Here is a 17,659-nt window from a genome sequence, read left to right as displayed (position 1 = left end):
GCCAGTCACGAGGACTGGCTTTTTTTTGTTGAAGGAATATTGCGTTTGCTACGGACGTCGACGACCCGTAAACAGGCTGACCAGGAACAGAATAATACCCACGACGAAGACAATTTTTGCTGCCCATGCCGCTGTACCTGCCAGACCACCAAAGCCCAATGCGGCGGCAATTAACGCGATAACCAGAAATATAATGCCCCAACGAAACATAAGCTTCTCCTTTACCATAGTTAATGTCGGCCGCTAAATGTGAGCGCGCTCAGATCACTCACCGGCGATTTTCCAGAGTCATTTTTATTTCGCCCGCTGACGTTAGCCAGACGGGCGAATGGTGCAGATTTACTTCGTTTTCAGATCGTTTTTAACGCTTTTAACACCATCGATCGCTTTCGCGATGGACTCGGCGCGCTCACTTTGCGCCTGAGAATCGACCGTACCGGAAAGCTGAACCACGCCATCGGTGGTTTCCACTTTCACTTTACGAGATGGCACGATGTCATCTGCTAAAAGTTTAGCTTTGATTTCGCTGGTGGTGGCTGCATCTCCGGCATACCCTTTCACCGACGCGTTTTTGCTGTCCCGAACGTGCAGTTTGTCGCTCACGGACGCTACACCTTCAACACCCTTCGCCACTTTTACCGCCTGTTCGGCCTGGGCCTGGCTTTCTACAAAACCACTCAGGGTGACAACTTTCTTGTCAGTTTTAACGGAAATATCGGTGCTCTTGATAGCTTCATCATCCACCAGTGCGGCTTTCACTTTTGCTGTGATTGAGCTGTCATCCATGAAATTACCGACTTTATTCATAGAGCTATCGATTTTTTGCCCTGCGGTATCGGCGGTGGACTGGGCTTTATCCATAGTGCTGGTTTCAGCCAGAGCAGAACCACTTACCAGGATGCTACCCAGTGTCACAGCCAGCAGAGTTTTAGAAATCTTCAGTCTTGTCATATTCATCGATGTATTCCTGTGTATACCCGTCATTCGGGCGACATACTTCCCTAATTGCTAGTTTTATATATTGCGAATGAACACACGGGCAAAATGGAGAACCCAAAGTCATGCATTGAACAGTTAATTCATCCACGCCCGGTGTTAAACACTGAGTTAAATATAGATCACTCTCACAGTGCCGCTTTCAGATTTGGGTAAAAAACGAGCAAAAGACGCGAAATAATGTTGAATTAAGAACATTCCGCAAGAGATTAATAAGACAGGAAATAAAGAAGAGCACGGCGATTGCCGTGCTCTGAGAGGGGATCAGTGTTCGCGCGTTTTGCGGAACTGGACATCAGGATAACGTTCCTGAGTCAGGTTCAGGTTGACCATGGTTGGAGCGATATACGTCAGGTTATCACCGCCATCCAGCGCCAGCTGCACTTCGTTCTTACGTTTAAATTCTTCGAATTTCTTCACGTCAGAACACTCTACCCAGCGCGCGGTCGCCACGTTAACCGATTCATAGATCGCTTCCACGTTGTACTCACTCTTCAGACGCGCAACGACCACGTCGAACTGCAGCACACCGACAGCGCCCACGATCAGATCGTTGTTAGCGATAGGGCGGAACACCTGGACAGCGCCCTCTTCGGAAAGCTGAACCAGCCCTTTCAGCAGCTGTTTCTGCTTCAGCGGATCGCGCAGGCGAATACGACGGAACAGTTCCGGTGCGAAGTTCGGAATACCGGTGAACTTCATCATTTCACCCTGGGTGAAGGTATCGCCGATCTGAATCGTACCGTGGTTGTGCAGACCGATGATGTCGCCCGGATAGGCTTCTTCAACGTGCGAACGGTCGCCCGCCATAAAGGTCAGCGCGTCGGAGATCACCACATCTTTACCGATACGTACCTGACGCAGCTTCATGCCCTTTTCATACTTACCGGACACCACGCGCATAAAGGCGACGCGGTCACGGTGTTTCGGGTCCATGTTAGCCTGAATTTTAAAGACGAAACCGGTGAACTTCTCTTCTTTCGCTTCCACTTCACGGGTGTCAGTTTTACGTGACATCGGTTGTGGCGCCCACTCCACCAGGCCATCAAGCATATGGTCAACGCCGAAGTTACCCAGCGCGGTACCAAAGAAGACCGGGGTGATTTCACCGCTCAGGAACAGCTCTCTGTCGAATTCGTGAGATGCACCTTGAACCAGCTCCAGCTCGTCACGCAGCTGCGCGGCCAGCTCTTCACCCACAGCCGCATCCAGCTCCGGGTTATCCAGACCTTTTACGATACGGACTTCCTGAATGGTATGGCCTTTACCGGTCTGGTAGAGATAGGTTTCGTCTTTATAAAGGTGGTAGACACCCTTGAACAGCTTGCCGCAGCCAATGGGCCAGGTGATAGGCGCACAGGCAATTTTCAGCTCGTTTTCCACTTCATCCATCAGCTCCATCGGGTCGCGGATGTCACGGTCGAGTTTGTTCATAAAGGTGAGGATCGGCGTATCGCGCAGACGGGTAACTTCCATCAGCTTACGGGTACGATCTTCTACCCCTTTCGCGGCGTCGATGACCATCAGACAGCAGTCCACCGCCGTCAGCGTACGGTAGGTATCTTCCGAGAAGTCTTCGTGCCCTGGGGTATCCAGCAGGTTGACCAGGCAATCATGATACGGGAACTGCATCACGGAGGTGGTAATGGAAATACCACGCTGCTTTTCCATCTCCATCCAGTCAGATTTTGCATGCTGGTTGGAACCACGGCCTTTTACGGTACCCGCAGTCTGAATCGCCTGTCCGAACAGCAACACCTTCTCGGTGATGGTCGTTTTACCGGCATCCGGGTGAGAGATAATGGCAAAAGTACGGCGCCTGGCCACCTCTTGCAGATAAGGAGACAACGTCATAATGAAATCTTCTATATAAGCGCGGCGTCAGGCCGCGCATCATGGGATACGAAAAATGCGGCTATTTTACCCATCAATGGGGGGCAGGCAATCATTGTTTACACAGGAGCTGCTCCAGTTCGTTCAATGACGTGACGGTCCAGGTCGGCTGGATACCTTCCGGCAACGTGCGACCGTGTGCATTCAGCCAGACGGTCGACAGGCCGGCGTTCATCCCGCCACGAATATCCGACTCCGCGGTGTCCCCGACCATCAGCACTCGTTCACGATCGGGATTGCCCGCTTGTTCCAGCGCATAATCAAAAATACGCGGATCCGGCTTAGGTACGCCCACCTCTTCAGAGATCACCAGCGCGTCAAAATGATCGCGCAGGCCCGTACGCTCAAGGCGGATCTGCTGCAGGGCGGTAAACCCGTTGGTAATAATGCCCAGCTTCGCCTTACCCTTCAGGGCGTCCAGCAGGGAAACCGCGCCCGGCAACGGCGCGCAGATATCCGCCATGGCATTAAGGAAGGCATCGTTAAGCGCACCCGGGCTGACGTTTAACCGCTCGGCCCAGACATCAAAGCGCTGGTGCTGCAGCTGTAACGCGGTGATGGCACCGTTCTGGTAATCCACCCACAGCGGTTTGTTTACCGCCTGATAGTCCTGAAAGTCTTCAGCGGTGAAGGTAACGCTATAATCGAGAAACATCCGCTGTAGGCCGCCAAACGAGTCAAACGTAAACAGCGTTTCGTCGGCATCAAAGAAAATCCAGTCCCATTTCATCGTTAGAACCTTATTTTAGTTATCCAAGCGGCAGAGCCATTATGATGGCGTCTTCACGTCCCTCTGCGGTGGGGTAGTAGTTACGGCGGATAGTCGCCTCGTTAAAGCCTAAGCTTTCATAGAGTGCGATGGCGGCGACATTCGACGCGCGCACCTCCAGCCACAGGGTGAAAACGTCACGGGTTTCGAGCTCGCGAATGAGATGCTCAAGCAGTTCTCTTCCCAGCCCCCGGCGCTGATACGCGGGGTCAACCGCGATATTAAACAGCGTCGCTTCGTCCAAAACGACCTGCGTGATGGCAAAAGCGGCCATCGTGCCGTCGACGTCCAGACGGTAATTCAGATACCGCTCGCCCTGATTGCTGGCGAGGGTTTTTTCGCTCCATGGAAAAGCATGGGCGCGCGTTTCAATCGCGTACGCCGCGGTCAGGTCAGGCGTCGTGAGGGAAGAAATCGTGTTCATATTCGCAGATTTGTTGCCATAGCGCGCTGCGCGCTTTTGGGTTGGCTTTCAGTTCGTCCAGCGCTGGCGAGCAGATCTGGCTCCCTTCCAGGGAGACCCCATCGATGTCTCCCATACGCCAGCTGTTGCAGCGGCTGTCGGATGGCAGCATGGTGACCCTGTCTGGCGTAAGCTGTAAAACCTGTTCAGTGGTCAGCTTCAGGCTACGAAGGACATCACCAATAAGGGGTTCATTCAGGGCAGGCAGTTCCTCCGCCACCATCACCAGCCGGACGTGCGCAGGGATGGAGATGGCGATTTCGCCCTTCAACGCCGTCGGGCGACGCAAGGCCCACTGGGTGATGCCCAGTTGCTGCAACTGCCAGTCTCGTCGGGATGTCATAGGGAAAACTCCTGTCTCTCAGGCGCGCAAATATAGCAAATGTGTCGAAACTGCGCCATCTACCTACTATAATCCCCGCCTGAGTTAATTGAGGAACAATTCATGTCTGCATTTACCCCGGCAAGTGAAGTCTTGCTGCGTCACAGTGATGATTTCGAAGAAAGCCGTATTCTGTTTGCCGGAGATATGCAGGATGACCTGCCCGCACGTTTCGACTGTGCTGAAAGCCGTGCCCACACCCAATACTACCACCACTGGCAGGTACTGAGCCGCCAGATGGACGACCGCGCGCGCTTTAGCCTGGTCGCTGAACAGAGCGACATCGCCGACTGCGACACGCTCATCTACTACTGGCCGAAGAACAAGCCAGAAGCCCAGTTCCAGCTGATGAACCTGCTTTCTCTGCTGCCCGTTGGCTGCGATATTTTTGTGGTCGGTGAGAACCGCAGCGGCGTTCGTAGCGCAGAACAGATGCTGGAAGGCTATGCGCAGCTGAATAAAATCGACAGCGCCCGTCGCTGTGGCCTGTATCACGGCCGTCTGGAAAAACAGGCGACCTTTGATGCTGAGAAATTCTGGGATGAGTATCAGCTTGACGGTCTGACCATTAAAACTCTGCCAGGCGTCTTCAGCCGCGACGGTCTGGACGTGGGCAGCCAGCTGCTGCTCTCCACCCTGACGCCACATACGAAAGGCAAAGTGCTGGATGTCGGCTGTGGCGCGGGTGTACTGGCGACCGTACTGGCGAGCCATTCGCCAAAAGTGCGCTTAACCCTGTGCGATGTGAGCGCCCCGGCGGTTGAAGCAAGCCGCGCAACGCTTGCTGCAAACGGCCTGGAAGGCGACGTGTTTGCCAGCAACGTCTTCTCTGACGTGAATGGCCGTTTCGACATGATCATCTCCAACCCGCCATTCCACGATGGTATGGAAACCAGCCTTGAAGCGGCGCAAACGCTGATCCGTGGTGCAGTACGTCATCTGAACAGCGGGGGTGAACTGCGTATTGTGGCTAACGCCTTCTTGCCGTACCCGAAAGTGCTGGATGAAACCTTTGGCTTCCATGAAGTCATCGCCCAGACGGGTCGCTTTAAGGTTTACCGCACCGTGATGACGCGTCAGGCTAAGAAGTAATCCCCTTATCTGGCAGGCCGGATACGCGTAACCGCTATCCGGCAAAACCGGGCGCCACCATCGGCCATTTTTGCAGCAATCAAAACAGCGTGCGCATTTTTCTGTTGACGTAAAGCTGAAAACATCTAGAATGCGCCTCCGTGGTTACGATACTTTTACAGTGTCGATGGTATGCGAAGGTGGCGGAATTGGTAGACGCGCTAGCTTCAGGTGTTAGTGTCCTTACGGACGTGGGGGTTCAAGTCCCCCCCTCGCACCATAAATCACGTTGATATTGCTCGCACTGGGCGAAGGTGGCGGAATTGGTAGACGCGCTAGCTTCAGGTGTTAGTGTTCTTACGGACGTGGGGGTTCAAGTCCCCCCCTCGCACCAACGAGGCGATATCAAAAAAGTAAGATGACTGTGCGAAGGTGGCGGAATTGGTAGACGCGCTAGCTTCAGGTGTTAGTGTCCTTACGGACGTGGGGGTTCAAGTCCCCCCCCTCGCACCAATTATCTTACATCCTTTCTGACGTTCTTCTCGCTTTCCGCTTATTTCAAACTCATCAGTATCACCAGAATTCCACTGACCAGTGCTACGCATGACGGCAGTAACACAAAGTGGCGCAGCTGTTTATGCCAGATCATCCCTGACGTCACTAACAGTCCTGACACAATGAGCGCTTTCCAGACATCAATGGAGAGATCGGCAAACATCAGACCGCCAAGAATCGCCCCCGGCAGTAACACTCCCCAACCACTTCCCAGCGCCCTGTTCAACATGGTTCGACCTTTCACATTGATAATGATAACCAATATCATATGATATCAATTATCATTTGTCAGCACGATTAATCAAAAACTCTCCCCCTTTACCTTTCCTGTAATGACAGGAAATGCCTAAGGTGATAAATTGCTCACCTGTTAACTAGACCTAAAGTTTTTCTGATAATTACTCTTTGAGTTTTTTGCATCTTTCATTGCGAAACAACACCTATTTACCTGTTTTAATTAAATATTAATAAAAACGCACTACTATGACATCACAATCCTGGCGGTCTTTGGTCCACAGTAAATATCAATTATCGTTACGTTTATTTTTATTTTTGAACGCGACCTCAGCTGTGTTCTCGGTAACAAACCCGCTCTATTCTATTCGCCTGTTATCAGTCCCCCTGATTTCTATTTTTGTTATCAGCACCGGGCTGCTCGTCTGGCACTGGAAAAAGAGAACCCGCAAGGTAAATATTCCTGCCGTTTCAGCGATCTTCGGTATTTTATGGGCGTGGCAGGTGGCCTCGAAATTTTCGTTAATTACCCACGATCAGGCGACCTATTTGATCATGGCATTATTAACGGTACTGTTTATTGGTACGCTGGCCTTCGCCAGTAATATCAAAGCATTTACGCTGCACTCCTTCCCCACCTTTATTGTCTGCCTGTGGTTAAGTAATCATGATATATGGCTGAGAATGACCTATTCTTTCGCACTTCCTGTGGTAGCAATTGCGATTCATAACATTTTGCAAAGACGTAACGATCGCTTCGCGCAGGAACTGCTTTCCCGTTTGCTGGAGGAGCGTGAGACCCTCACCGATCTGAGCATGATGGACCCGCTTACCGGCCTTTATAACCGTCGCGGACTGCAAAGCCGGCTGGAGAATCTTCCGGCAGTGGAGAACGGCGAGCACTTTGTCCTGCTGATGGATATCGACCACTTTAAGGCCTACAACGACCACTACGGCCATATGATGGGCGACCAGGCGCTGATCCGGGTCTCTGCTGCCATCCGTGATGCCGTGCGTTCACGCGATATTGTGGCGCGCTTCGGCGGGGAAGAATTTATGGTTCTGCTGACCAATATTTCTCTCGAGCATGCCCGCCAGACGGCAGAGCGGATCCGCCAGAAAGTCTACGATTTAAAAATCCCGCATATGTTCAATGAAAGCGTGGCGACAAACGTCACCATCAGCATTGGAATTGCCATTTTTGAGGATGAAGACGCCGAAGGTGCACTGGAGAAAGCGGACAAAGCCCTCTACGAAGCAAAGCATATGGGGCGCAATAACATCCTGCTGAGCGAAGAGCTTCAGACCGCGTAAGCGCGGCGTCATATAACGAGGACAAAAGTCTTGCCATCGGTATGAGCAATAGTTAGGATTGGCAATCATTATCATTTAGATTTGTATCTATACTATGGCCACTCATACCGCACAAATCGTTGAACCACTTCTCTGGAGAGCCCGCCTCCCCACCGGGAATGTTTCGCTTGCGGATGCCATCAGGGATAAGATCGCTAAAACCCGCGCCCACCTGCTGGACTTTATCAGGCTGGATGAAGCGCACCCGCACCACGCCATGACGCTGGAAGAGTGGCGACAGCCGTCGACACTGCAGTCGTTGCTGGCAACCTATTCCGACCATATCTATCGCAATCAACCGACCCTTACGCGGGAAAACAAACCCCTGCTCTCCCTCTGGGCGCAGTGGTATATCGGGCTGATGGTGCCCCCACTCATGCTGGCGCTGCTCACTCAAGAGGGCATGCTGGAACTCTCCCCGGAATATTTTCATGTCGAGTTCCACGAGACCGGCCGTGCGGCCTGTTTCTGGATTGATCTCCACGAAGACCAGAACGCGGAGCACCTCTCTGCTCAGGAACGTATGGAGCAGCTCATAACTCGCGCCCTGATCCCGGTGGTGGATGCGCTGGAAGAGACGGGGGAAATCAACGGGAAGCTTATCTGGAGCAATACCGGGTATTTAATCCACTGGTATTTGACGGAAATGAAACCTCTGCTCGGTGATGAGAAGGTCGAGGCCCTGCGCCAGTCCTGTTTCTTTGCAAAACAGCTTTCCGATGGTCGCGATAACCCGTTATTCCGCACCGTGGTCCTTCGTGACGGGCTTCTGGTTCGTCGCACCTGCTGCCAGCGTTATCGCCTGCCGGACGTTCAGCAGTGCGGAGATTGTACGCTCAAGTAAGGTCAGGTGTTGCCGGGCCGCATTAACGCTGACCCGGCATCCGTTTCTCACGCTACCTGCTGATTTTCCTCTTCCGCATTACGTTGCGCTTCTTCCGCTTCCTGCTCCAGCAGTTGCTTCTCGTACACTTTAAAGAACGGGAAGTAGATGATGGCCGATACGCACGCCAGGACCACCACCAGAATGGCTGCACGGAAATCCCAGCCCAGCGCCCATGCGGCACCTACCGGTGCAGGTGCCGTCCACGGCACAACGGAGATCACGCGGCCAATCAGATCGAACTTCATCGCCGACCAGGCCAGCACGGCGTTAACCATGGGTGCCAGCAGGAACGGAATAAAGAACACCGGGTTCATGACAATCGGCGTACCGAAAATAACGGGTTCGTTGATGTTAAAGAGGCTTGGCACCACGCTCAGGCGGCCGATAGAACGCAGATGAGCGGAGCGGCTGCGCAGGTAGCAGAACACCAGCCCCATCGTGGCACCTGACCCCCCGATGACGATAAAGAACGTCCAGAACGCTTCCATAAAAATATGCGGCAGCGGCTGGCTGGCGGCCAGCGCGGTCTGGTTAGCGCCCAGGTTGGTCAGCCAGAACATCTGCAACATCCCGGAGACAATCGCGGCACCGTGGATCCCGGCGAACCACAGCAAATGCCCAATCAACACCGCCAGCAGGATTGCCGGCAGGGAGTCTGCGGCGGAAACCAGCGGTTTGAAGACAGACATAATCGCCTGCGGGATCAGCATGCCAAACTCAGACTGAATCACCAGACTCAACGGGTAAAGCGTCAACACCACCACCAGCACCGGGATCAACAGATCAAAGGAGTTTTTGATCATCGGCGGAACCTGGTCCGGCAGACGGATCCCGATGTTATGCGCTTTGAGAAAACGCATCATCTCAACGCAGTAGATAGCCACCAGAATCGCGGTAAAAATACCTGTCCCGCCGAGGCTGTCGACCGGAAGCGTGCCTTTGGTTTTCGGCGCCGCGACCAGCAGAAACGCCATCAGCGACAGCATGGCGCACATAAACGGGTCTAACTGATGCGATTTGACATAGTGTTTGCCAAGGTTATAGGCAATGGCCGCGCAGATATACAGGGACATAACGCCCATCGTCATATCAAACGGCGTGAGGATCTGACCTTCAAATTGCTTCGCCATGTCCAGCCAGGCGCGCGCGAAACCCCAGGTGGTATCAGGCGAAAACGGTGGATACGCGAAGACGAGTAAAAATGAACCCACAATCATGAACGGCATCGCGGAGATAAAGCCATCACGAATAGCCATAACATGACGCTGGGAGGAGATCCGCCCGGCAATCGGGCTGACGTAATTTTCTACAAAACGAAATATCAGATTAAACGCAGCATGGTTGGCAGACATAGCAGATCTCCTTTCAGACGTTTATGACGGGCGCATTCACGCCATACGTTGGTCCATACATCACCTTCACAACCTTGCCGGCGCGTTTACCAGCGGTACTGCTCAGACGGAATGGTTTCATATTTAGCTCTTATTATTGGATACAGGGGACGTTACACAGTCAGTATTAATCTCTCACTCACGGTCTGCAACCGGTTACTGTAACCGGTTTCCGTGAATGTGAAGGCGATCCAGAAATCGACCGTGTGGGATATTTGTTACTGAAGAGATATTTACAGAGCATAAATTCTTATGACAGATTACGCGGGATATTTGTCAGGAGGAAACAATGAGTTTGCAGTCTGTACAGCAGTTTTTTGCCGACAACGCTCCGGATATAGAGGTTATTGAACTTAGCCAGAGTACCGCAACCGTTGCGTTGGCTGCTGCCGCCCATCGTGTTGAGCCGGGACAAATCGCCAAGACGCTGTCGTTGAAGGTTAAAAATGACATCATTCTGGTGGTCGCGAAAGGTGATGCGCGTCTGGATAATAAAAAACTGAAAGACACGTTTGGCGCAAAAGCACGCATGCTCAGTTGTGATGAAGTGGTGACCATCACGGGTCATCCTGTTGGCGGCGTGTGCCCGTTTGGGCTGGAAAATCCGCTCGCGGTTTATTGCGATATTTCACTGAAACAGTATGCTGAAGTGCTGCCGGCCGCGGGTGCAATTCACAGTGCCGTGCGTATTTCACCAGACAGAATGGCAGAACTGACGTCCGCAAAATGGGTAGATGTTTGCATCTGAATGAGGCGCCAGAGCCTGTCTGGCGCACAGATATCAGCTTATAAAAATGTCGGCTGGCTTAATACTGATGTTCGAGGATCCCGGGCCGGAAGATGAGTCAGAATATCTGCCGCATCAAGCAGTCCCACGTCAGAATTGACCCCAAGCTTCACCATCGCATTAAACTTGTGCGCCCGGATGGTCTTAATATTGCGCTCAAGCTGCGCGGCGATTTCAGGAATAGAAAACCCGCAGGACATATACCGCAAAATCGCCCGCTCCGTTGGGCTTAACATCCTGTTTTGACTCTTGTACCAGTGGTTGAGCATATTGTCATTGATGTGCAGCGTTTCACTCAGCAACACCAGCAGTTCCTCCTGCAGGCGGTCGAGCGACACCGATTTACTGACGACACCGTGAAGGCGTGAAGGGGAAAGATGGCTGATTAACCGCGCTTCCATTTCATCTGCCGCCAGGATGATGCGCTGAATATGATTATGCGTAAATGCGAGATCCCGCAGGGATGCCAGGCAGTTTCGACGCTCTTCTCGCGCATCAGAAAGTGAATAGATCAGCGAGAAAAAAGAGACATGAGGAAGAGCCTTCTTAAAGCAGTCAAACTCACTGAACATGTGCAGTTGATAATGGCTGAGCGTGGGCAGCGCAAACAGGTGCTCCAGCCCGACGGCACTCATCGCGCAATTTTCGATGACGGCAATATGTCTTGTTGAACCGGTTTTATCCATTCCTCGAACTCTCCATAGGCTGACATTAAACTCAGCTCTCTCAATCCCTGAGTACTGTTGATCCAGGCGTACAGATCGGCATTACTCCGTAATGACAACCGTCGCATCGCACTGTTTTTCTGTGCACTGATCGTTTTATTGCTCTTCTTGAGCAAAGTGGCAATTTGGTTAATCCCCCAGCCCTTGCCTAACAGACGCAATACCTTGCGTTCAGAGTGGGTGAGCGCAATGACGCGGTCGTCTTCATCATCGTTACAGGCAGGCTCGGGCGTTAATAACGTCTGGCTTATCCGCTCTGCCCGTTCACTGCCTGCACGGATGGCGTTAATTACGCCTTCTATCGGCTCCATATCAGAAAGCAACGTGCTTTCCGGACGCATCAGCAGCTCAACGGCAATAGGATAAAGCGGCCGGGAGACTAAAAAAATCCAGTGAATATCCCGATATTGATTTAATAAACCGTAAAATTCTTCGAGCGTGCCCCGGGGATTCCTGTATTCACCTGAAATATCAGCGATAATGACGTCTGCACGCCGTAACTGCAGCAGAGTTAATTCCTGCAGCGAACGGCAAAACGTTAAATCAAAATCGGCAAAATGGCGTGTCATCACGCCCCCTAACCCGTTTTGCATTACGGGTATTCTGCTAATGACGACGCCATGTTTACCATTCAATGACGACATAGACCCTCCGTGTCCATTTTCATATGATGAGTAACGTTAAAACGCATCAAGGTATAAGTGTATTCGTCCCTGAGTGTAAAACTGATTAATACAAGCAGAAGATGAGATGTGTGCTTCATTTAAGAAATGCCTAAAACAGCGGTAATATCTCACAAAGCACAGATAAATTTAATTATAAAGGCCTTAAAATAATTAAAATATAAACTTAGTAAAACTAAATATAAATATCTTATATTTCCCAATTAATAATTCATCATATTTATGACCCAAAACCGCATCCCGCCGCCAGACAGCCCGCAACTGTTTGCATAAAGCTTGATCTGACCCACAGCTAGAGGCACTGCAGTTTGTGCTAAAAGTAAGCATGACGGGCCAACAGGCAAGCTATTCACCTTCTCTTCAGGACATGACATGCAGGCAGATAGATCAACGCAGCGTGCCATCACGCGGCTCTGTATTCAGTGCGGTCTTTTTCTGCTCCAGCACGGGGCGGAAAGCGCGCTGGTCGAGGAACTCTCCACCCGGTTGGGGCTGGCGCTGGGTATGGATAGCGTTGAGAGCGCCATTTCATCCAATGCTATCGTGTTGACCACCATAAAAGACGGTCAGTGCCTGACCTCCACCCGCAAAAACCACGACCGCGGCATCAATATGCACGTTGTAACCGAGGTCCAGCATATTGTCATTCTTGCTGAGCATAAGCTTCTCGACCTGCACGACATTGAAAAACGGTTCAACCAGATTAAGCCCTTACGTTATCCCCGCTGGCTGGTGGTATTAATGGTCGGGCTGTCCTGCGCCTGTTTTTGTAAGCTCAACAAAGGCGGCTGGGACGGCGCGGTCATCACCTTTTTCGCCAGCAGCATCGCCATGTACGTGCGCCAGCTCCTGACGCACCGCCAACTCCACCCGCAAATTAATTTCTGCCTTACCGCTTTTGTCGCCACCACGGTTTCTGGCCTGCTGCTTCGTCTGCCGCAGTTTGCCAACACGCCGACGATTGCCATGGCGGCCAGCGTGCTTCTGCTGGTGCCCGGCTTCCCGTTGATTAATGCCGTAGCCGATATGTTTAAGGGGCACATCAATACCGGTCTGGCACGCTGGGCGATTGCCAGCCTGCTGACGCTTGCAACCTGCATTGGTGTGGTAATGGCCATGACACTCTGGGGGTTACGCGGATGGGCGTGATCGATTTTCTGCTGGCGCTGGCGCAGGATATGCTGCTGGCCGCGATCCCTGCCGTCGGTTTTGCGATGGTCTTTAACGTTCCGCAACGCGCGTTACCGTGGTGCGCGCTGTTGGGTGCTATTGGTCATGGCTCGCGAATGGTGATGATGACGGCGGGATTAAACATTGAATGGTCAACATTTATGGCCTCAATGCTGGTCGGTAGCATCGGAATTCAGTGGTCGCGCTGGTATCTGGCGCATCCCAAGGTGTTCACCGTCGCCGCCGTTATCCCGATGTTCCCCGGCATATCTGCCTATACGGCCATGATTTCCGCGGTAAAAATCAGCCATTTCGGCTACACCGAACCGCAAATGATCCTCCTTCTGAGCAACTTTCTTAAGGCTTCGTCCATTGTCGGTGCGCTCTCTATCGGACTGTCGATCCCCGGACTGTGGCTGTACCGCAAACGTCCACGGGTTTGAGATTTGTGTTATTACGCTGCCGTGAGGATAATCACTCCCATCCGTTTGGTGACGATAAGGAAAGGATGTGGCTAACCCAGGCAGCGAACTCCCCGAGCACAATGAAGAATCCAGCCTGAAAGAGAAAATCTTTCAGAGCGCTATCACGCTGTTTGCCGAATACGGGTTGAACGGTGCCCGCATGGAACAAATTGCGGAGAAAGCCGGCACCACCAAACGCATGGTTGTTTACCACTTCAAAAACAAAGAGAACCTGTATCTTCTCGTGCTGGAGTATGTTTACACCCAGATCCGTGCCAGTGAACAGGCGCTCAGCCTGGCGGGAATGCCCCCTGTCGAAGCGTTGGTTCATCTGGTTGAAGCCACCTTTGACTACCATGCCGACCACCCTGATTACATCCGCATTATCTGCATGGAAAACATGCAGCGCGGCCGTTTTATGCAGCAGTCCAGCTACCTCCGCCAGGTCAACCGCAGCGCGCTTGATCTGCTGGAAGCGATCCTCCGTCGCGGGAAAGAAAAGCAGTTGTTCAATCAGACGGTTGAAGCCCGCGATCTGCATCGTTTGATCAGCAGTTTCAGCTTCCACTACGTTGCCAACAGCTACACCTTCACCCTGCTGTTTGAAGAGGGTGCGGACGAACAGGCACAGCGCCAGCACTACCGCAAAATGGCCGTTCAGGTGGCGCTCCGCTATACCTGCCCATAAAATAGCTTGCAATTAAATCGCGCACTATCTATATTCATCTCATGAACGCGAAAACGAACGACACGACCGCTGCGCTCCTGCTGGATAACCAGCTCTGCTTTGCTCTCTATTCAGCAAATCTGGCGCTGAACAAGTTGTACCGGCAACTGCTGGCACCGCTGAACCTGACTTACCCGCAATACCTGGTGATGCTGGTGCTGTGGGAGCAGGATGACATTACGGTGTCGGACATCGGTGAACGGTTGTTCCTTGACTCTGCCACGCTGACGCCGCTGTTGAAGCGTCTGGAAAGCGCGGGGCTGATAAACCGCCACCGCTCACGTAAAGACGAGCGTCAGGTCGCCGTCACCCTGAGCGATGCGGGACGTCATCTCCAGCAGCAGGCTTCCGGGATCCCCCATGCAGTGGGATGCGCCGCCCAGTGTGATACTGAGACCATGCTGTCACTTAAGCAGCAGCTGGAACGTTTGCGACAACAGATCCAACGCGCGTAAGGCTATACTTTACGCGTATTTATTTACCCATATATATCGCACGCTATTTAATAGCGCACATTAATGTAAGATGAGGAATCTGCCATGTCTTTAGAAAAAGTTGTCTACACTGCCAAAGCAAAAGCAACCGGGGGCCGTGATGGCCGTGCAACCTCTTCCGACGGCGTACTGGACGTTAAACTCGGCGTGCCAAAAGAGATGGGCGGCATGGGCGGTGACGTCACCAACCCTGAGCAGCTGTTTGCTGCCGGCTACTCTGCCTGCTTCCTGGGTGCCATGAAGTTTGTAGCCGCGCGCGACAAATTTACCCTGCCGAAAGAGGCCTTTATTGAAGGCGAAGTGGGGATTGGGCCGCTGCCAACCGGTTTTGGTATCGAAGCAAAACTGAACATCCACGTTGAAGGTATGGATCCTGCAGAAGCCAAAAAACTGGTCGATGCAGCACACATTGTGTGTCCGTACTCTAACGCGACCCGCGGTAACATCGACGTAACGCTGAACATTATCGCCTGATAACTGCCTGATGGCGTTACGCTTATCAGGCCAGCTGTTGTCGCCCCGGCAGGCATCGCGCCGCCGGGGAAAACCCCTCCTTCCCTTCCCGCTCTCTGTGCTACCATAAGCCCATATCACGCCCGTAGTTATCAGTAGAGTAAGCGTTATGTCCTCCAGAATTCTGACCACCAGCATTGCTGGTATTGATGCCTTTATGCGCGATCCCCGCGGTGTGCTGACCCACGCCGAAGGCGGCACGGTTGCGGTATTTGCTGACAACGCTCCGGCGTTTTATGCCATCACACCGGAACGTCTGGCACAGCTTCTGGAGATTGAAGCGCAGTTGTCCCGTCCGGCGAGCGACGTAACCCTCGATAACCAGTTCTTTGACGAGCCGGTTAACGTCCCCATGGCCGTTCCCATGGGAAAATTTGCCCTGTATGCGGGCTGGCAACCTGATGCTGATTTTCAACGGCAGGCGGCATTGTGGGGCATAGCGTTAACGCAACCGGCTACCCCCGAAGAGCTGGCCGCGTTTACCGCGTGGTGGCAGGCGGAAGGCAAAGTATTCACCCATATTCAGTGGCAACAGAAGCTCGCGCGTCATCTGCAAATTAATCGCGCCAGCAATAACGGCCAGCCAAAACGTGATATCAACGCGTTTTCCGAACCGGATAAACAGATCCCAAATGGATTCCGAGGTGCGAAATGAAGAACGTCGGCGACCTGATGAAACGTCTGCAAAAGATGATGCCAGCCAACGTGAAGCCCGCCTTCACGACGGGTGAAGAACTCCTGGCGTGGCAAAAAGAGCAGGGTAAGATCCGCGCCGCCGCGCTGGCCCGCGAAAACCGGGCGATGAAAATGCAGCGCACCTTTAACCGTTCCGGTATTCGCCCCCTGCACCAGAACTGCTCGTTTGATAACTATAAAATTGAGACCAACGGGCAGATGAATGCACTCGCTGCCGCGCGTCAGTACGTGGATGAATTCGACGGCAATATCGCCAGCTTCATTTTTAGCGGCAAGCCTGGCACGGGGAAAAACCACCTGGCGGCCGCTATCTGTAACGAACTGCTGCTGCGCGGGAAATCGGTGCTGATCATCACCGTGGCCGATATCATGTCCGCCATGAAAGACACCTTCAGCAACCGCGAAACCAGCGAAGAGCAACTGCTTAACGACCTGAGTAATGTCGATTTACTGGTTATTGATGAGATTGGCGTCCAGACCGAATCCCGCTATGAAAAAGTGATCATTAACCAGATTGTCGATCGCCGCTCTTCCTCCAAACGCCCCACCGGCATGCTGACTAACCACAACATCGACGAAATGACCCGCTTGCTGGGCGAACGCGTCATGGATCGCATGAAGCTCGGGAACAGTCTGTATGTCATCTTCGACTGGGAAAGTTACCGCAGCCGTGTCACCGGTAAAGAGTATTAAGATATTTCCAGGAAAGACCGGTGGCCCGGAGGTATATACTGACTCCACTTTCGCCCCAAAACGGACCTTTTTTGAGTAAGCCATTATGAAAAAACAGTTTCTTTTCAGCACCGTATTAGGCGCCCTGCTGGTTACCGGCGCGGCACAGGCCGCATCCTGGCAGGATTCGCTGTCCAGCGCAGCGAGCGAACTGACCAAAGAGAGCAGCAGCACCCAGGGCGGGCTGTCAGCCTCTTCCCTTACCGGCCTGCTGGGTAACAGCACCCAGAGCCTGAGCGCAGGTACAATGAACAACGCCGCGGGAATTCTGGAATATTGCGCGAAGCAAAAACTGGCCTCCGTGACCGACGCGCAAAACGTGAAAAATCAGGTGCTGGGCAAACTCGGTCTGGATACACAGGAGCAGAAACAGGACACCAACTATATGGATGGTATTCAGGGCCTGCTGAATGCGCAAAACGGTCAACAGCTCAACCTGAGCACCATCGGCAACTCCTCGCTGGCGAAACAGGTGAAAACCAAAGCCTGCGATCTGGTGCTGAAACAAGGCGTTAATTTCATCTCCTGATCCCCGCCTGTATTGCCATTACACGCCGCGTTTAAGACGTTATTCTTTTAACGCGGCGTTAAAGCCGTCTTTTTCCTGCCTGCCACCGTCTGAGCGTCCGTATGTCAGGATGCGACCCCCTTCAAAAAAACGATTTTCTAAACCAA

General features: G+C 52.6%; 22 protein-coding genes and 3 tRNA genes. 15 read left to right on the top strand and 10 right to left on the bottom strand.

All coding sequences use genetic code 11. The annotated features are described in order from the left end of the window. Positions 1 to 48 precede the first annotated feature (48 nt). The 6 genes from ACMGG3_RS21330 to ACMGG3_RS21305 form a co-directional block, all read right to left on the bottom strand. A complete protein-coding gene (locus ACMGG3_RS21330; protein WP_003856556.1) occupies positions 49 to 210 on the bottom strand; it encodes a DUF1328 domain-containing protein in 162 nt (53 codons plus the stop codon). Positions 211 to 339: 129 nt separating this feature from the next. Further along, positions 340 to 957, bottom strand: a complete 618-nt coding sequence (gene osmY / locus ACMGG3_RS21325; RefSeq protein WP_020885287.1) for a molecular chaperone OsmY — start codon at positions 955 to 957, stop codon at positions 340 to 342. A 303-nt stretch (positions 958 to 1,260) separates the two neighbouring features. After that, on the bottom strand, positions 1,261 to 2,850 hold the full coding sequence (gene prfC, locus ACMGG3_RS21320; protein WP_014168520.1) for a peptide chain release factor 3: 1,590 nt from the start codon (positions 2,848 to 2,850) through the stop codon (positions 1,261 to 1,263). Between the two features lie 91 nt (positions 2,851 to 2,941). Further along, a complete protein-coding gene (yjjG, locus tag ACMGG3_RS21315; RefSeq protein ID WP_014168519.1) occupies positions 2,942 to 3,619 on the bottom strand; it encodes a pyrimidine 5'-nucleotidase in 678 nt (225 codons plus the stop codon). A gap of 19 nt (positions 3,620 to 3,638) precedes the next feature. Next, a complete protein-coding gene (gene rimI, locus ACMGG3_RS21310) occupies positions 3,639 to 4,082 on the bottom strand; it encodes a ribosomal protein S18-alanine N-acetyltransferase (protein WP_020885288.1) in 444 nt (147 codons plus the stop codon). Next, positions 4,051 to 4,464 carry a DNA polymerase III subunit psi gene (locus tag ACMGG3_RS21305; protein WP_414149443.1) on the bottom strand — a complete coding sequence of 138 codons (414 nt, stop codon included), beginning with the start codon at positions 4,462 to 4,464 and terminating at the stop codon, positions 4,051 to 4,053. Before ACMGG3_RS21305 ends, rimI begins: the two co-directional genes overlap by 32 nt. Before the next feature lie 102 nt (positions 4,465 to 4,566). Between ACMGG3_RS21305 and rsmC the strand changes: the two genes are divergently transcribed. The 4 genes from rsmC (at position 4,567) to ACMGG3_RS21285 (ending at position 6,087) form a co-directional block, all read left to right on the top strand. Continuing rightward, entirely contained in the window at positions 4,567 to 5,595 is a 1,029-nt protein-coding gene (gene rsmC, locus ACMGG3_RS21300) for a 16S rRNA (guanine(1207)-N(2))-methyltransferase RsmC (RefSeq protein WP_014168516.1), read from the top strand. A 173-nt stretch (positions 5,596 to 5,768) separates the two neighbouring features. After that, positions 5,769 to 5,854 (top strand) — tRNA-Leu (locus tag ACMGG3_RS21295). A gap of 28 nt (positions 5,855 to 5,882) precedes the next feature. After that, positions 5,883 to 5,968 (top strand) — tRNA-Leu (locus tag ACMGG3_RS21290). A gap of 32 nt (positions 5,969 to 6,000) precedes the next feature. Beyond that, positions 6,001 to 6,087: transfer RNA gene (locus tag ACMGG3_RS21285), tRNA-Leu, on the top strand. A 40-nt stretch (positions 6,088 to 6,127) separates the two neighbouring features. Here the strand turns inward: ACMGG3_RS21285 and ACMGG3_RS21280 are convergent. Then, positions 6,128 to 6,397, bottom strand: a complete 270-nt coding sequence (locus ACMGG3_RS21280; RefSeq protein WP_059306528.1) for a DUF1435 domain-containing protein — start codon at positions 6,395 to 6,397, stop codon at positions 6,128 to 6,130. A 215-nt stretch (positions 6,398 to 6,612) separates the two neighbouring features. On the opposite strand from ACMGG3_RS21280, the gene ACMGG3_RS21275 reads away from it, so the two are divergent. Both ACMGG3_RS21275 and fhuF read left to right on the top strand, forming a co-directional pair. After that, a complete protein-coding gene (locus ACMGG3_RS21275; protein ID WP_025205608.1) occupies positions 6,613 to 7,677 on the top strand; it encodes a GGDEF domain-containing protein in 1,065 nt (354 codons plus the stop codon). Positions 7,678 to 7,771: 94 nt separating this feature from the next. Then, the gene (gene fhuF, locus ACMGG3_RS21270; protein ID WP_014168513.1) at positions 7,772 to 8,560 is read left to right on the top strand and encodes a siderophore-iron reductase FhuF; all 789 of its coding nucleotides are present in this window, start codon (positions 7,772 to 7,774) and stop codon (positions 8,558 to 8,560) included. A gap of 47 nt (positions 8,561 to 8,607) precedes the next feature. Here fhuF and ACMGG3_RS21265 read toward each other — a convergent pair whose 3' ends face one another. Continuing rightward, positions 8,608 to 9,954: a PTS sugar transporter subunit IIC gene (locus ACMGG3_RS21265; RefSeq protein WP_025205610.1), complete on the bottom strand. Its 1,347-nt coding sequence runs from the start codon at positions 9,952 to 9,954 to the stop codon at positions 8,608 to 8,610. 328 nt (positions 9,955 to 10,282) lie between these two features. Here ACMGG3_RS21265 and ACMGG3_RS21260 point away from each other — a divergent pair, with 328 nt between their 5' ends. Continuing rightward, positions 10,283 to 10,741: a YbaK/EbsC family protein gene (locus tag ACMGG3_RS21260; RefSeq protein WP_032679578.1), complete on the top strand. Its 459-nt coding sequence runs from the start codon at positions 10,283 to 10,285 to the stop codon at positions 10,739 to 10,741. 38 nt (positions 10,742 to 10,779) lie between these two features. Here the strand turns inward: ACMGG3_RS21260 and bglJ are convergent, their stop codons facing one another. Then, a complete protein-coding gene (gene bglJ, locus ACMGG3_RS21255) occupies positions 10,780 to 11,415 on the bottom strand; it encodes a DNA-binding transcriptional activator BglJ (RefSeq protein WP_032670772.1) in 636 nt (211 codons plus the stop codon). Continuing rightward, positions 11,412 to 12,149 carry a LuxR C-terminal-related transcriptional regulator gene (locus ACMGG3_RS21250; protein ID WP_414149442.1) on the bottom strand — a complete coding sequence of 246 codons (738 nt, stop codon included), beginning with the start codon at positions 12,147 to 12,149 and terminating at the stop codon, positions 11,412 to 11,414. Before ACMGG3_RS21250 ends, bglJ begins: the two co-directional genes overlap by 4 nt. A 411-nt stretch (positions 12,150 to 12,560) precedes the next feature. On the opposite strand from ACMGG3_RS21250, the gene ACMGG3_RS21245 reads away from it, so the two are divergent. From ACMGG3_RS21245 to ACMGG3_RS21210, 8 genes are all read left to right on the top strand, one after another. Then, positions 12,561 to 13,337 (top strand): threonine/serine ThrE exporter family protein, encoded by a 777-nt coding sequence (locus ACMGG3_RS21245; RefSeq protein ID WP_414149441.1) that lies wholly within the window; start codon positions 12,561 to 12,563, stop codon positions 13,335 to 13,337. Beyond that, on the top strand, positions 13,328 to 13,801 hold the full coding sequence (locus tag ACMGG3_RS21240; RefSeq protein ID WP_414149440.1) for a threonine/serine exporter: 474 nt from the start codon (positions 13,328 to 13,330) through the stop codon (positions 13,799 to 13,801). Before ACMGG3_RS21245 ends, ACMGG3_RS21240 begins: the two co-directional genes overlap by 10 nt. A 67-nt stretch (positions 13,802 to 13,868) precedes the next feature. Continuing rightward, a complete protein-coding gene (locus tag ACMGG3_RS21235) occupies positions 13,869 to 14,510 on the top strand; it encodes a TetR family transcriptional regulator (protein WP_020885296.1) in 642 nt (213 codons plus the stop codon). Between the two features lie 41 nt (positions 14,511 to 14,551). Further along, positions 14,552 to 15,004: a MarR family winged helix-turn-helix transcriptional regulator gene (locus ACMGG3_RS21230; RefSeq protein WP_014168505.1), complete on the top strand. Its 453-nt coding sequence runs from the start codon at positions 14,552 to 14,554 to the stop codon at positions 15,002 to 15,004. Positions 15,005 to 15,088: 84 nt separating this feature from the next. Further along, positions 15,089 to 15,517, top strand: a complete 429-nt coding sequence (locus ACMGG3_RS21225) for an organic hydroperoxide resistance protein (protein WP_006174091.1) — start codon at positions 15,089 to 15,091, stop codon at positions 15,515 to 15,517. 148 nt (positions 15,518 to 15,665) lie between these two features. After that, positions 15,666 to 16,211: a primosomal protein DnaT gene (dnaT, locus tag ACMGG3_RS21220; RefSeq protein ID WP_025205613.1), complete on the top strand. Its 546-nt coding sequence runs from the start codon at positions 15,666 to 15,668 to the stop codon at positions 16,209 to 16,211. Beyond that, positions 16,208 to 16,945 carry a DNA replication protein DnaC gene (dnaC, locus tag ACMGG3_RS21215; protein WP_014168503.1) on the top strand — a complete coding sequence of 246 codons (738 nt, stop codon included), beginning with the start codon at positions 16,208 to 16,210 and terminating at the stop codon, positions 16,943 to 16,945. Before dnaT ends, dnaC begins: the two co-directional genes overlap by 4 nt. Positions 16,946 to 17,030: 85 nt before the next feature. Then, complete coding sequence (locus ACMGG3_RS21210) at positions 17,031 to 17,513, top strand: DUF2501 domain-containing protein (protein ID WP_020885299.1); 483 nt, start codon at positions 17,031 to 17,033, stop codon at positions 17,511 to 17,513. Positions 17,514 to 17,659 lie beyond the last annotated feature (146 nt).

The sequence above is a fragment of the Enterobacter sp. BNK-18 genome, from assembly GCF_047456135.1.
In the GTDB taxonomy this organism is placed as follows: domain Bacteria; phylum Pseudomonadota; class Gammaproteobacteria; order Enterobacterales; family Enterobacteriaceae; genus Enterobacter; species Enterobacter ludwigii.
This window is presented reverse-complemented; position numbering and strand designations above follow the sequence as displayed.